Consider the following 13,092-nt stretch of genomic DNA (forward strand, 5'->3'; position numbering starts at 1 on the left):
AAAGACCATAGCTCATACCATATTGACAGGCGACAGCCATCATTGACTGTCCGGCATTTACTTGTGAAACCAATTCAAGTTTCTCCTCTGGGGACCATGCCTTGTAATGTGCTTTGTGACACAATGCTCCCGGTCCGCCAGCCTGTTCGATACGATTCCAAGTACGAATCTTGTTACGGAAATTTGCTGTTTTAATTCCTTTAGGTGTTTTTACCCACTTACCTTGACGATAAAGTTCTACACACATCAGCTTAAATTCAGTCGTATAACGCAAAATGTACCCTCCTTACTGGGTGTCTAGTAAAGAGGGTACATTTCACATTTTTCACAACCTCTTTTTGTTGCATAACTTTTATTTTTGCAGTAAAATAACAAAAACTCCCTGCGTACAAGGACCCCCAAGTACTAAGGCAGTGAATGGACCGATTCTGTTTGCATGCCTTTTTGGCATGCTTTTTTTGTGCCCACACCACTGTTTGGGAAATCAACCATCCAAAGGAGAGAATCATCCACTATGACCATTCCCTACAACCCCGCCTCCTCGAAAGCTGATGAATTCATTAACCACGAGGAAATCATGGAAACCCTCGCCTATGCTGACGAAAAGAGTCAAGACAAGGAATTCTGCCTGTCCCTTGTTGAAAAAGCCAGCCACCTGAAAGGCCTGAGCCATCGGGAAGCCTCCGTGCTCCTTAAGAGCGAGGACTCGGACGTGACGGAAGCCATCTATGACCTTGCCCGTAAGATCAAGGATAAGATCTATGGTCAGCGCATCGTCCTATTTGCGCCCCTTTATCTTTCAAACTACTGTATCAATGGGTGTGTCTACTGTCCCTATCATGCCAAGAACCGACACATCGCCCGGAAGAAACTGACGCAGGAAGAAATTGTCCGGGAAGTGACGGCCCTGCAGGATATGGGGCACAAGCGCCTGGCCCTTGAAACAGGCGAGGACCCTGTCAACAATCCGATTGAATACGTTCTTGAAAGTATCCATACTATTTACAGTATCAAACATAAAAACGGGGCTATTCGCCGCGTCAATGTCAACATCGCCGCGACAACCGTGGAAAATTACCGTAAGCTCAAAGAAGCAGGCATTGGCACCTATATCCTCTTCCAGGAAACCTACCATCGGAAAAATTACGAAATCCTGCATCCCCATGGACCCAAGCATGACTATGCTTATCACACGGAAGCCATGGACCGTGCCATGACAGGGGGGATTGACGACGTTGGAGTCGGTGTCCTTTATGGACTCAACAACTATCGGTATGACTTTGCCGGCCTTCTCATGCATAAGGAACACCTGGAAGCCGTCTTCGGTGTTGGCCCCCACACCATCAGCGTTCCCCGCATTCGTCCGGCTGATGATATTTCCGTGGATGCGTTCCCCAACTCCATTTCCGATGACCTCTTCAAAAAAATCATTGCCATCCTTCGTATCACGGTTCCCTATACAGGTATCATCATATCGACCCGTGAATCTGCCAAAACCCGTGCTTCCGTCATCGAAGTCGGGGTTTCCCAGATCAGCGGGGCTTCCCGTACGAGTGTCGGCGGTTATGCCGAAGAAGAGGAAGAAGATTCTGCCCAGTTTGAAGTGAACGACAATCGAACTTTGGATGAAGTCATCAACTGGCTCCTGACGGACGGGTACATCCCGAGCTTCTGTACGGCCTGCTACCGAGCCGGTCGAACAGGAGATCGCTTCATGTCCCTTGCCAAGACAGGGGAAATCTCCAACTGCTGCCAGCCAAATGCCCTCCTTACGCTGAAAGAGTATCTTGTAGACTACGCCTCGGATGATACTCGCAAAAAGGGAGAAGACGTCATTGCAAAGGAGCTGGATAAGATTCCCAATCCCCAGGTTCGGAGTACCTGCCAAGCTTACCTAGATAAAATCATTCACGGGGAAAGAGATTTCCGCTTCTAATATTTTGTAATAAATATTACATAATAATTTCTTATTTTCGTTGTCTTTGCGTCAAATTCGTGAAATTCTCAGCTTTTCATAGTTCCTTCATCTTTCTTATCGTATAATAATTACATGTGATTTGAGAGGAGTGTATATCCATGAACATGAAAAAATATGCTGTAACCGCGGCTGTTGCTGCTGTTCTTTCCGGTACCTTTGCTGGCACCGTCCCCGCCTTTGCTGCTGGCGTTTCTACTACGATTGCAGCCAAACAGACGGCTGTAACAAACGCCCAGAAAGTCGTTCCTGCAGCGGCCAAACTTGTCAGTGCCAAGACTGATGACAATAAATTCGAGCTGGAATTCCTGGATCCTGACACCTTGGAACGCTATGAAGTCGAAGTCGATCGAGCCACCCAGAAAGTCAAGGAAGTCGAAGTCAAGAGCTCCAACTATCCTGGCAGTGTCACCGTTTCGAAGACGGAAGAAGACGTCAAGGAAGCCATCAAGGCTCGTTATGCTGACGCTCGCAACATCGTCGTCACGAAAAAAACCGATGATAAGGATGGCACCCCCTTTGTTGTCTACAAAGCCACCTTTGAAACCGATGCCTTTACGGGAGAAGCCCTGCTGAACCCGGCAACCTGCTACATTGGCTATCAGGAACTGACCTACAAATAAGTCAAACCTAAAAATGGCTGCTCTATTGGGCAGTCATTTTTATTTGTCCAAAAACCCATTCCCAGATAGACAAAAACGTACCCGTGGAAATCCATGAGTACGTTTCTTTGTTACCAGCTACGACTGGAACCGCCGCCCCCACCGGAGCCGCCGCCAAAACTGCCTCCACCGAAGCCGCCGCCCCCGCCAAAGCCACCGCCGCGGCCACCGCCGCGAAAGAAGAAAAGGTAGAGCAAGGTTCGGAAGATGGCACCGCCAAAGAGCAGGCGGTCCACCAAAAAGAGCAGCACAATACCCCCAAAAAGGATAAGCCGCGTCAAAAAAGGCAGACCTTCCGATTGTTCCTGGGGCTGGGGCTGGCTCGTTCCTTCTACGGGAAGGTCCTTGACACTCAGGCCATAGCCTTTCGCCACGGTCTGGAGGACGGCGGAATAGCCGTTCAGGATTCCTTCGTCATAATTACCCTTACGGAAGGAAGGCAGCATGTACTGATCCTGGATTCGCCCTGTGAGGCCGTCAGGAAGGACGCCTTCCAGACCATAGCCCACTTCAATGCGGCTCTTTCGGTCCTTGGTGGCTACAAGAAGGAGAACGCCATTATTTTCTTTTTTATCGCCAATGCCCCATTCGCGCAGAACAGAAAGCCCATAGTCTTCTATGCTTTCCCCGTCAAGGGTCGGCACGGTAAGGACAACGACCTGTGTCTTGGTCCTTTTGGCAAGGGCGGAACTATAGGCGAGGATGATCTGTTTCGTCCGACTGGAAAGGACGCCTGCCTCATCGACGACATAAATATCCCGCGCCGGTTTGGGCGGAATCCCGGCGGCCTGCCCCAAACCCCAAGGCAGGAAAAAAATCACCTGGAGGACAAGGAGCAGCCATAAGAGTTTCTTTTTCATGGGAATGTCTCCTTCCCTCGATGACCTTAGAACTTCACCTGCGGAACCGTCTTGGCCCCTTCATCAGCCTTGAAATAATCCCGGTCCGTAAAACCAAACATACCAGCAAGGATGTTTGTCGGGAAGGATTTGATCTTGGCATTGAAGGTCTGGACGGACTGGTTGTAGTCACGGCGGGCTACAGCAATGCGGTTTTCCGTCCCTGCCAATTCATCCTGGAGCTGAAGGAAGTTCGTATTGCTCTTAAGGTCCGGATAGTTTTCAGCAATGGCAAGAAGACGGGACAGGGCCCCATCGAGTTCTCCGCTTGCTGCCGCGGCATCAGAGACATTCCGCGCACCGGCCAGTTTAGCCCGAGCATTTGCCACATCGGCATAGACCTGCGTCTCATGAGCGGCATAGCCCTTAACCGTATTCACAAGGTTGGGAATGAGATCATTGCGGCGCTGGAGCTGGTTTTCTACTTGGCTCCACTGGCCCGTTACCTGTTCATTGGCACTGACAAGCCCATTGTAACTACCCATCAAGGTGCCCCCGATAAGGACGACAACAGCAAGAAGGACAAGCAAGATTTTTTTCATAGGTTTCCCACACTTTCTAATTGAGTTAAAAAAGCATACCCCGTATGGGTACATTTCGATTGTAGCGGATTTTGCCCGTTCCTGTCAAGTGACGTTCATGTGACAAACCTCCTCGGCTTGTTAGGCCCAGGAGGTTTCTTGGTCATCAATCGGCTATATTTGCAAAATAATCGCGTACCGCCCCTTCATCAAGTTCTTTTCCAATAAGAGTGACATTCGCGCCTTCCTGCGGGGAAAAGCCGGAAATCATCCAGTGGTCTTCCACGAGGTCAAAGCGGACCCAGTCCCCTCCGCAGGGAAGATACCCCTTGGCCCGGGGAATCCTGCCAAAAGCTCCTTTGGTCACAAGGTCCAAAAAGCGCATGAGATAAAGAGGATGGCGTACAAAAACGTCCGTCAAGGTAACCGTTTCCACAGGATTTTCCTCGTGATGGCAGTCCTCATGAGTGTGTCCAGGGCCATGACTGTGGTGAGCTTCTTCCCCTTTTTCCCCGCAGGTCCCAGGATCTTCTTTTTTCCGCTGCCGCTCCAAACGGCGCCGAAAAAAGGCGTCCGGCAGGGCCGTGTAGTCGCCTGTTATAATTTCTGCCTCGGGAGAAAGCTCATGGAGGGCCTTGTGGAAGCGGGCAATCTCGCTTTCTTCCAGATGCTCTGATTTTGAGAGGATGAGGACGGAGGCATGGCGAATCTGTTCCAAGCGAAGATCACTGAAGCGGTCCTTTTCCATAAAGAAGGTCGTTGCGTCCACAATCGTTATGGGAGGCAGGAGGTCGATGGCGTCATAGAAAAGCCCTTCGATGGCTGCCATGAGGATGCTGAGTCTAGCCGCTCCTGTGGGCTCGACGATGAGAACTTCCGGGTCCAGGGCGGAAAGGATGGTCATGAGGTTTGTGAGAAAATCAGCTTTTCCCGTACAGCAGACGCAGTTTTCCGTCATTTCATAGACGTTCAGGCTCCGTTCCCCCTCCTGGAGGACCTTGACATCGATATCCGTTTCGCCAATTTCATTTTCAAAAATGACAAAATCCACATCAAGGAGGGTGTCCGTCATATGGCGGATAAAGGAGGTTTTTCCAGCGCCGAGGAATCCGGATACAATAAGGACTTTCATGATGGCCTCCTGGATGGAAAAAGGAGGGCCCCATCCCCTCCCCTTTGCTGCTTATTATTTCCAAATGACGACCGGTTTGATGAGATCCCGCGGTTTATCGCGCATCATAAAGAGCGCTTCTTCGACGTGATCCATGCCTTCAAAGACGTGGGTGACTTCCTTATGGAGATCGAGGCGACCGCTCGTGACAAGGCTCGCCAGTTTTTCCATGCGCAGCCGTCCGCCCGGCATGAGACCGCCGGAAATGGTCTTGTTCGACATGCCAGCGCCCCATTCCACGCGAGGGATCTTGACATAGTCTCCGGAACCGAGGTAGTTAACGTTGCCAATCCGTCCGCCTGGCTTCAGGCACTTGATGGCTTCGCTGAAGGTATCCACGTTGCCGCCGGCAATGCAGACGCGGTCCACACCGGCGCCATTTGTCCGTTCCAAGACCTGTGCAAAGATGGGGCCATCCTTGTAGCTGATAAATTCATCAGCCCCATAAGCTTTGGCCACTTCCATACAGACAGGACGCGTCCCCACCGCCATGATACGGCTGGCCCCTCTCAGGGCGCAGGCACGGACCGCCATGAGGCCCACAGGACCAATACCGATGACAAGGACCGTATCGCCAAACTGGACATCAGCCTGTTCGACGGCGTGGAAGCCCGTCGGAACCATATCAGACATGATGCATGCGTCAACAGGATCCATGCCCTCCGGCAGATGGGCCAGGTTGCCATCCGCATCATTGACATGGAAGAAATCAGCAAAGACACCATCTTTATAATTGGAGAATTTCCAACCGCCGAGCATACCGCCTGAATGCTGCTGCCACCCAGCCTGGGCAGCGGCGGAACTCCAATCCGGCGTAATGGCCGGAACAAGGACCCGGTCCCCCGGCTTGAAATCCTTGACCAAGCTGCCCACTTCTACAACTTCAGCGCAGCATTCATGGCCCAAGATCATGTTGTGCCGTTCGCCAATGGCTCCGGACCATAAGGTGTGAACATCGGAAGAACAGATGGCAACCGCGATAGGGCGGCAAATCGCATCAAGAGGACCGCAGACAGGCCGTTCTTTTTCGATCCATCCGGATTCACCGATTTTCAACATAGCATATCCTTTCATGGGAGCACCTCCTTGCTGTCGTAAAGTTCTTATAATTATCGATTTTATCAATTGTTGCTTTTATTATTACAGATACATCAGGTTCCGTCAATGACAAAAATCCGCACGCCCCAACAAGGTTTCATCGACGTTCCGCGGTCCTTACTTTTCGCGGGACATCAAAGACCTCCCACGTACGGAAACTGTACGTAAGAGGTCTTTGATCAACATAATCAGCGGTGGCGCCGATAGAAATCATCCATGAAAGCAGCCAAGGTTTCGCATCCTTCCTGCGGCATGGCATTATACATAGAAGCCCGGATTCCTCCGGAAACGCGGTGCCCTTTAAGGCCCACCATCCCATTTTGGGCGGCGCTTTCCACAAAAAGGGCTTCCAGCTCCGACGTGGGCAGATTAAAGGTCGCATTCATGAGGGACCGACTATCCTTCTGGGCCCGACCTACATAAAAGTCAGGATAAGCGTCGATCACATCATAAACGATCTTGCTCTTTCTGGCATTGCGGACCGCCATAGCTTCCAGCCCCCCTTGTGCAAGGAGCCATTTGGCCACAAGACCGACGATATAGATTCCGTAGACAGGCGGCGTATTATAGGTCGAATCATGATCCATGAACGTCTCGTAGTTCAGCATAAGGGGAAGGCGGCTGTCCCTTCCGCGCAGGAAGCTCTTTTTCCCTATAACGACAGTCACGCCGGCAGGTCCAATATTTTTCTGGGCCCCGCCATAAACGAGGGAGAAGCGATCCATAGGGACAGGACGGCTCAGGAAATCGGATGAAAAATCTGCAATAAGGGGCACATGTCCCGTCTCAGGATATTCATGATATTCTGTTCCATAGACCGTGTTGTTGGAATTGATATAAAGGTATGCCGCCTGATGAGGCATCTGGATCTCGCCCTTTTTGGGCACCCGATCATAACCGGTGCTGCGGCTTGAATAGGCAACGGCCGTTTCTCCAATCTTGTCCGCTTCCAACATGGCTTTATGGGCAAAATTGCCCGTGTCGGCATAGGCACCGACTTTCCCTGGCATCAGGAAGTTCATAGGGATCATGGAAAACTGCAGCGTACCGCCTCCACCCATAAACATGACGCTCCAATTATCATCCAGATGCAAAAGGGTCTTGATATCTTTCTGTGCTTCATGGTTGATGTCTTCAAAAAGATCAGAGCGATGACTAATTTCCATAACAGACATACCACTTCCCTTATAATCAAGCAGTTCTGCTTGGGCCTGTTCCAATACAGGCAGCGGGAGCATGGAGGGTCCTGCACCAAAATTAAAGATTCTTCCCATCTTGTTCATCTCCTATCAAATGAATGGTCATGGCATCCCGCAGTTTTGGCTCGAACCAAGTTGATTTGGGCGGCATGATCAGTCCCGCGTCGGCAACGCGGATGAGTTCTTCCATAGTCGTTGGATACATGGCAATCGCAGCCATAAAGGCGCCGCTGTCTACGGCATCCATAAGACCTTTCAGCCCTCGGATACCGCCCATGAAATCAAGACGGGGATCCTTTCGAGGATCCTTGATGCCCAAGATTGCCGAAAGGAGAAGGTCCTGGAGGATGCTGGTATCTAGGCTCTTAATGGGGTCAGCGGCATCATACGTGCCTTCTTTGGCCGTGAGACGCCGCCATTTGCCGCCAAGATAGAGGCAAAATGTATGGGGAACAGATGGTTCAGCAGGCCGTGTCAGGTCCTCCACGTCAAAAGAAACACTCACTTTCTTCAGGAAATCTTCCGCCGTAAGTCCGCCCAAGTCGCGAATCAAACGATGATAAGGCAGGATATGAAGCATGGATGACGGAAAGATAACTGACAGGACATAATTGTATTCCTCGGTTCCCGTCTGACCTTTTCGAGCGCCCAATTGCTTGGCGACTTGATAGGCTGCTTCACAGCGATGATGGCCATCGGCTATATAAAGCTGCGGGACCTGCCTAAAAAGACGAGTCACTTCCTGGACCTTCAGCGGTTCATTCATGACATACAGGGTATGACGAACTTCATCTTCTCCGGTAAAGTCATAGGTCGGCGTATGGTTTCCCATATAGTCCAACAGGAAAGCAGAAAGCTGTCCTTTGCTCTTGTAAGCAAGAAAAACAGGTCCCGTTTGGGCCTTGGTCGCTAGGATATGCTGAACCCGATCCCGTTCTTTCTTTTCCCGCGTAAGTTCATGTTTGCGGATGACCTTGTCTTCATATTCCTTAAGTGAAGCGACTGCCACAAGGCCGATCTGGATATAAGGACCCATTTGCTGCCGATAAATATAGTAGCAGGGTGTCGAATCTTGGATCATCTCCCCACGACTGATATACGTCTCCAGGTTTTCCCTTGCTTTTTCATAAACCTGGGGATCATCCTCCGCAATAGATTCCGGCAAAGCCGCATCTGAACGGGTCACTTGCAAAAAGCTCAAGGGATTTTGGCGAAGCATGTCCCGGGCTTCTTTTTGATTCATCACATCATAAGGCAATTCAGCAATCTTACAAATGAGTTCCGGAATGGGGCGCAGAGCCCGAAACGGTCTGATTTCTGCCATATTATCTTCACTCCTATTCTTTAGCGGTCAAGAAAGAGGATAGGGTCTAATTAAAGGAATCCTAGGCTCTATCCGAATAATTCAGGTTCTTTTTGCAAAAATATCCGACAAAGATATTATAGCATAAGAGGAACTTTTCCTTCAAAAGACCTTTCAACAATTAACTTATTAAATATAATTCATTTATTTTTTTAATGCAAGTAAAATTTCTTTTTGTATTTCTTAGACCACACAGATTTCCTTCCTCTCAAACAAAATCGTAAAGTGTTTCATTCGCTTTGTTTTTCTGCTCATGTATTCCAAAAAGGCCTACCCATTCTCATAGGCTACACGGTCCTGGGGTTCGCCTGCAGCAGGCTTGATCAAAAAGCAGGACTCATGCCGGCGACCCTCTTTGCCATGAGAATCCCTATCTATGGCGACAGTCCCGAGTTCATTGGTATGGCCATGATGATGGGGCTTCCTTCTTATCCATCATTTTGACGGTCTTTGTCACCAGTCTTCGAAACGCTTTGTTTACATCAGTCCTGGCCCCCTATGTTCGCAAGAAAAGCGGGATCTTTCCCCCCCTTTTTGCTTATGGACTGACGGATGAATGCTTTGCCTTCAACCTAGTAGCTGTTAAGGGTAATGAAGACGGATCACCGGAGGAGGACCAAACAATCAACCTCATCAGTATGCTGGACCGGTCCATTTCCAGTTCCTTAGGCTGCTATTTAGGGATCTTTCTCCAACTTGTGCCTGGCCCTTGTTTCCTATATCCTTACGGCCATGTTCCTTGGCATCGGGTCAAACTATATGGGTTCACGGATCCTTGTCACGGCAGGCATTGCCTCCGGTCTCATATCTGTCTTTTTTCAACGTTCATTCCCTTCAAGCTGCACATCGTTCTGACAAACCTAATAGCCTCCATTTCCTTCACTGTCCTTACTAGGAAAAAGGAGGCACGCCATGAATGATTTTTGGGAATCCTTCCGTCTTGCTAATAGCTACACAATACCTATGCAATGGGTGCCATCTTTGCCATGGCCCTTGCCACGTTCCTGCCCCGCTTCTTTCCTATGGTACTGCTCAAAACCCGCACACTTCCCCTTTGATCTACCAAGTGGCTCCATTTTGTCCCGCTTGCCATTTTGGGATTTTGGTTTTCCCCGATCTTTTATTAAAAGATGGAGCGATCTATCTTTCCCTTGACAATATTCCCCTGTTAACGACCCTCTTCATTGCTCCCATCGTCATTCGGGCAAAGTCCTTGGGAGCTGCTACCATCTGCGGTGGTACGGTCTATTATATCCTGCAGGAATGGCTATAAGATAACTCAAAAGGCTATGAAGATGCAATGACACCTTCATAGCCTTTTGAGTTATGACTTCAGCATACGTCCTTTTTGTTCCAGGTTCCTGACGGTCTTAAGCAGTGTATCCCGGATGCGGGAAAGACCAATTGTTTCAAGGCGCGCTTCCGGCCCGGATAGACTGATGACATATCCCTTCTGTCCCAAATGAAGGGGCACAGCTACAGCCGCCACGCCTTCGTCAACTTCGCCCCGGGAAACAGCATAGCCATCCTGGAGAATAGCAAGGAGCTGATTTTTGAGGATCCGCTGCTTGGTCTTTTCTGTAAAGAGCTCCCCAATGAGCGTATCCCGAAGGCTTTCATCCTGCATAGCAAGAAGCATCTTACCCGACGCACCAATATGAAGGGGCACGATATACCCCTTATGGCCCATGACAGAAAGGCGGTGCCGGGACTGAACCATATCCACGCAGACACCTTGGTGCCCAAGAAGCGTCGAAACGACAACGGTCTCATTAAAGCAATCGGACAAATCGTTCAGGGCTTCTGTAATGAGGTCCTTTACGGTATTGTGAACAGAAACAGCGGAGGCGACCATGAGGATTCCCGTTCCGAGTCTGTATTGACCGCTTTTTTCGGACTGTTCAATCCAGCCGGCATGCTGCAGGGTTCGCAGAATCCGATATACAGTCGTCTTATGCAGGGAAAGGGCCCTGCTGATTCCCGTAAGGGACAGGGATTCCCGACGCTGGGCCGCATAAAGTTCAAGAATCCTGACTGCATGCAGTACCGAATTGACATAAGGGGAAGAAGATTGATCCACCATGAGCAGGCTCCTTTCCAAATAAATCATGATTTTTCCTCATTATAGAAAATCGTCATTTGTCTTGTCAATGATTTTGTTTCATTATAGTGTCTATATTGCAAAATCGTGTCCAATTTCATTGACTTCCCCTGCGCCACTTCCTATAATGAGAGCACAGCAAAAGAAAGACCTGCGATGCAGTTAAAAGGAGCATGATGAAATATGGATAACTATAGCCTTCAAAAACCTCTCAATATGGCCCCTACAGGGATTGCGACCTTTGCAAAAAGTGACCTGGCAACAGATATCTATCATCTGAATGCTGATGTTGCCGTCCTTGGCGCCCCCTTCGATCTGGCTATCCAAGGCCGCACGGGCTGCCGTCTTGGCCCTCGCGGAATCCGGTTGGGTTCAACCCGCTTTACCTACAAAAAGGGCGGCACCTATGATTCGGAACGCAAGCAGTACTATATGGATGCCAGACGTTGGCATGTTGTAGACTGTGGGGATGTGGACTATATCCCCGGTGACCTCAAAGGCACCATGGCAAACTTGGAAAGTGCCGTTTCCATTATCCAGAAACAAGGGGCCCTTCCCGTTGTTCTAGGCGGTGACTGCGCCGTTGACTTCCCGGTCCTGCAAGGTCTGGAAGGCATTGGGAACTTTGATATCGTTCATATTGATGCTCATCTAGATTGGACCAAACCTCTTGACGGTCAGAAATTCTTTAACGGCTCCCCCATGAGAAATGCCGCTGGGCTTCCCTATGTGGGACGAATCCTCCATCTGGGTGTCCGCGGCATTGGCAGCAGCGGTCCCGATGATTTTGAAGAAGCCCGCGAACATGGAGATCAAATCTATTCCTGCCGCGATGTCCGCCGCTTGGGCATTGACCGGATTCTCAAGGAATTTGGGCTTGCCAAACAGTTTGTCGTATGTTTTGATATCGATGCGATGGATGCCGTTTATGCGCCGGCTACGGGTTCCCCCATGTTCGGCGGTTTCAATTACGATGAAGCGGTCGATATCCTTGAAGCCATTGGCTCGTCAAGCGACCTCAAAGGAATTGTCATGACAGAAGTAGCCCCGCCTTTTGACGATATCGGAGGCACGACGGGATACCTCGCCGCCCGCCTGATTTCTGACCTCTTGGGCTTTGCCATGAAAAGGAAAGAAGCCCTTCGCTGACGAAAGGAACCTGCCATGGACCAGAAGCATTCCTACCATTCCGGCAAATGGATCACCCTTATTGGGTTTTGCACGGCCATGGAAATCATCCTTGCCCGGTTTCTCTCCCTTCACACATGGAACTTGAAGATTGGACTGAGTTTCCTGCCTGTCGCTGCCGCCGCCCTTATCGGCGGCCCCCTTGCCGGCGGCCTGACAGGCGCCTTGGGTGACCTCATCGGTGCAATTCTTTTCCCCGTAGGGCCCTACTTTCCCGGCTTTACACTCTCCTCCTTTCTCGATGGCTATATTTATGGCCTGATTTTTCGTCGCAGCCTAAGCCGAAAAGCCATCCTGCTTGCGGTCTTCCTTACCCAAATCGGCGTCAGCCTCGTCCTCAACACCTACTGGCTGAGCGTACTCTTCCACACACCCATGATGAACCTGCTGTATCCCCGCCTCTTCCAGTGCGCGGTCGGCGTTGTCACAAAAACGGTTCTCCTTTCCATTGTCCTGCCGCCTCTCAAGAAGCGTCTCTCCCTGCTTTGATTGACAAGCGGGCACCAGAAGAAGTTTTTCTTCTGGTGCCCGCTTTTTCATGACAAAAAAGGACCGTCCATCGGCCTGAAATGTACCCTCTTTACTGGACACCCAGTAAGGAGGGTACATTTTGCGTTATACGACTGAATTTAAGCTGATGTGTGTAGAACTTTATCGTCAAGGTAAGTGGGTAAAAACACCTAAAGGAATTAAAACAGCAAATTTTCGTAACAAGATTCGTACTTGGAATCGTATCGAACAGGCTGGCGGACCGGAAGCATTGTGTCACAAAGCACATTACAAGGCATGGTCCCCAGAGGAGAAACTTGAATTGGTTTCACAAGTAAATGCCGGACAGTCAATGATGGCTGTCGCCTGTCAATATGGTATGAGCTATAGTCTTTTGTACCAATGGGTTCGTAAATACAGAGAAGA

General features: G+C 50.0%; 14 protein-coding genes and 1 pseudogene. 7 read left to right on the forward strand and 8 right to left on the reverse strand.

Annotated elements, in window-relative coordinates; translation table 11 throughout:
* Positions 1 to 274: pseudogene (locus H503_RS0110315) on the reverse strand (helix-turn-helix domain-containing protein); the annotation flags it as partial.
* 240 nt (positions 275 to 514) lie between these two features.
* Between H503_RS0110315 and hydG the strand changes: the two are divergent.
* Both hydG and H503_RS0110330 read left to right on the forward strand, forming a co-directional pair.
* A complete protein-coding gene (gene hydG / locus H503_RS0110325) occupies positions 515 to 1,936 on the forward strand; it encodes a [FeFe] hydrogenase H-cluster radical SAM maturase HydG (protein ID WP_009016265.1) in 1,422 nt (473 codons plus the stop codon).
* 140 nt (positions 1,937 to 2,076) lie between these two features.
* A complete protein-coding gene (locus H503_RS0110330) occupies positions 2,077 to 2,598 on the forward strand; it encodes a hypothetical protein (RefSeq protein ID WP_009016264.1) in 522 nt (173 codons plus the stop codon).
* A 110-nt stretch (positions 2,599 to 2,708) separates the two neighbouring features.
* Here H503_RS0110330 and H503_RS0110335 read toward each other — a convergent pair whose 3' ends face one another.
* From H503_RS0110335 to H503_RS0110360, 6 genes are all read right to left on the reverse strand, one after another.
* Positions 2,709 to 3,497 carry a TPM domain-containing protein gene (locus tag H503_RS0110335; RefSeq protein ID WP_009016263.1) on the reverse strand — a complete coding sequence of 263 codons (789 nt, stop codon included), beginning with the start codon at positions 3,495 to 3,497 and terminating at the stop codon, positions 2,709 to 2,711.
* A gap of 26 nt (positions 3,498 to 3,523) precedes the next feature.
* Positions 3,524 to 4,078, reverse strand: a complete 555-nt coding sequence (locus tag H503_RS0110340) for a LemA family protein (RefSeq protein WP_009016262.1) — start codon at positions 4,076 to 4,078, stop codon at positions 3,524 to 3,526.
* Between the two features lie 145 nt (positions 4,079 to 4,223).
* Positions 4,224 to 5,189 carry a GTP-binding protein gene (locus tag H503_RS0110345; RefSeq protein WP_009016261.1) on the reverse strand — a complete coding sequence of 322 codons (966 nt, stop codon included), beginning with the start codon at positions 5,187 to 5,189 and terminating at the stop codon, positions 4,224 to 4,226.
* Positions 5,190 to 5,243: 54 nt separating this feature from the next.
* Positions 5,244 to 6,302: an NAD(P)-dependent alcohol dehydrogenase gene (locus H503_RS0110350; RefSeq protein ID WP_009016260.1), complete on the reverse strand. Its 1,059-nt coding sequence runs from the start codon at positions 6,300 to 6,302 to the stop codon at positions 5,244 to 5,246.
* 212 nt (positions 6,303 to 6,514) lie between these two features.
* Complete coding sequence (gene serC / locus H503_RS0110355) at positions 6,515 to 7,600, reverse strand: 3-phosphoserine/phosphohydroxythreonine transaminase (protein ID WP_009016259.1); 1,086 nt, start codon at positions 7,598 to 7,600, stop codon at positions 6,515 to 6,517.
* On the reverse strand, positions 7,584 to 8,849 hold the full coding sequence (locus H503_RS0110360; protein WP_009016258.1) for a DUF1015 domain-containing protein: 1,266 nt from the start codon (positions 8,847 to 8,849) through the stop codon (positions 7,584 to 7,586). Before H503_RS0110360 ends, serC begins: the two co-directional genes overlap by 17 nt.
* Positions 8,850 to 9,361: 512 nt before the next feature.
* On the opposite strand from H503_RS0110360, the gene H503_RS0110370 reads away from it, so the two are divergent.
* Positions 9,362 to 9,808, forward strand: a complete 447-nt coding sequence (locus tag H503_RS0110370; RefSeq protein ID WP_232048569.1) for a branched-chain amino acid ABC transporter permease — start codon at positions 9,362 to 9,364, stop codon at positions 9,806 to 9,808.
* Positions 9,805 to 10,161: an AzlD domain-containing protein gene (locus tag H503_RS0110375; protein ID WP_009016256.1), complete on the forward strand. Its 357-nt coding sequence runs from the start codon at positions 9,805 to 9,807 to the stop codon at positions 10,159 to 10,161. The genes H503_RS0110370 and H503_RS0110375 overlap by 4 nt, the downstream gene beginning before the upstream one ends.
* 51 nt (positions 10,162 to 10,212) lie before the next feature.
* On the opposite strand, the gene H503_RS0110380 is transcribed toward H503_RS0110375, so the two are convergent.
* The gene (locus H503_RS0110380) at positions 10,213 to 10,998 is read right to left on the reverse strand and encodes an IclR family transcriptional regulator (RefSeq protein WP_009016255.1); all 786 of its coding nucleotides are present in this window, start codon (positions 10,996 to 10,998) and stop codon (positions 10,213 to 10,215) included.
* Positions 10,999 to 11,172: 174 nt separating this feature from the next.
* Here H503_RS0110380 and H503_RS0110385 point away from each other — a divergent pair, with 174 nt between their 5' ends.
* From H503_RS0110385 to H503_RS0110395, 3 genes are all read left to right on the forward strand, one after another.
* Positions 11,173 to 12,138 (forward strand): agmatinase, encoded by a 966-nt coding sequence (locus tag H503_RS0110385; protein WP_009016254.1) that lies wholly within the window; start codon positions 11,173 to 11,175, stop codon positions 12,136 to 12,138.
* A gap of 15 nt (positions 12,139 to 12,153) precedes the next feature.
* Positions 12,154 to 12,666: a folate family ECF transporter S component gene (locus tag H503_RS0110390; protein WP_009016253.1), complete on the forward strand. Its 513-nt coding sequence runs from the start codon at positions 12,154 to 12,156 to the stop codon at positions 12,664 to 12,666.
* Between the two features lie 121 nt (positions 12,667 to 12,787).
* On the forward strand, positions 12,788 to 13,092 hold a 305-nt coding region (locus H503_RS0110395; protein ID WP_026385723.1), incomplete at its 3' end, for a transposase.

It is taken from the genome of Acidaminococcus intestini DSM 21505 (genome assembly GCF_000425045.1).
Taxonomy (GTDB): Bacteria; Bacillota; Negativicutes; order Acidaminococcales; family Acidaminococcaceae; genus Acidaminococcus; species Acidaminococcus intestini.

Bases quoted from the DNA above. Each gene is read 5' to 3' on its own strand.
- H503_RS0110335 (WP_009016263.1), bottom strand. From the start codon at position 3,497: ATGAAAAAGAAACTCTTATGGCTGCTCCTTGTCCTCCAGGTGATTTTT.
- serC (WP_009016259.1), bottom strand. From the start codon at position 7,600: ATGGGAAGAATCTTTAATTTTGGTGCAGGACCCTCCATGCTCCCGCTG.
- H503_RS0110385 (WP_009016254.1), top strand. From the start codon at position 11,173: ATGGATAACTATAGCCTTCAAAAACCTCTCAATATGGCCCCTACAGGG.
- hydG (WP_009016265.1), top strand. From the start codon at position 515: ATGACCATTCCCTACAACCCCGCCTCCTCGAAAGCTGATGAATTCATT.
- H503_RS0110360 (WP_009016258.1), bottom strand. From the start codon at position 8,849: ATGGCAGAAATCAGACCGTTTCGGGCTCTGCGCCCCATTCCGGAACTC.
- H503_RS0110390 (WP_009016253.1), top strand. From the start codon at position 12,154: ATGGACCAGAAGCATTCCTACCATTCCGGCAAATGGATCACCCTTATT.
- H503_RS0110345 (WP_009016261.1), bottom strand. From the start codon at position 5,189: ATGAAAGTCCTTATTGTATCCGGATTCCTCGGCGCTGGAAAAACCTCC.
- H503_RS0110375 (WP_009016256.1), top strand. From the start codon at position 9,805: ATGATTTTTGGGAATCCTTCCGTCTTGCTAATAGCTACACAATACCTA.
- H503_RS0110350 (WP_009016260.1), bottom strand. From the start codon at position 6,302: ATGAAAGGATATGCTATGTTGAAAATCGGTGAATCCGGATGGATCGAA.
- H503_RS0110380 (WP_009016255.1), bottom strand. From the start codon at position 10,998: ATGATTTATTTGGAAAGGAGCCTGCTCATGGTGGATCAATCTTCTTCC.
- H503_RS0110330 (WP_009016264.1), top strand. From the start codon at position 2,077: ATGAACATGAAAAAATATGCTGTAACCGCGGCTGTTGCTGCTGTTCTT.
- H503_RS0110340 (WP_009016262.1), bottom strand. From the start codon at position 4,078: ATGAAAAAAATCTTGCTTGTCCTTCTTGCTGTTGTCGTCCTTATCGGG.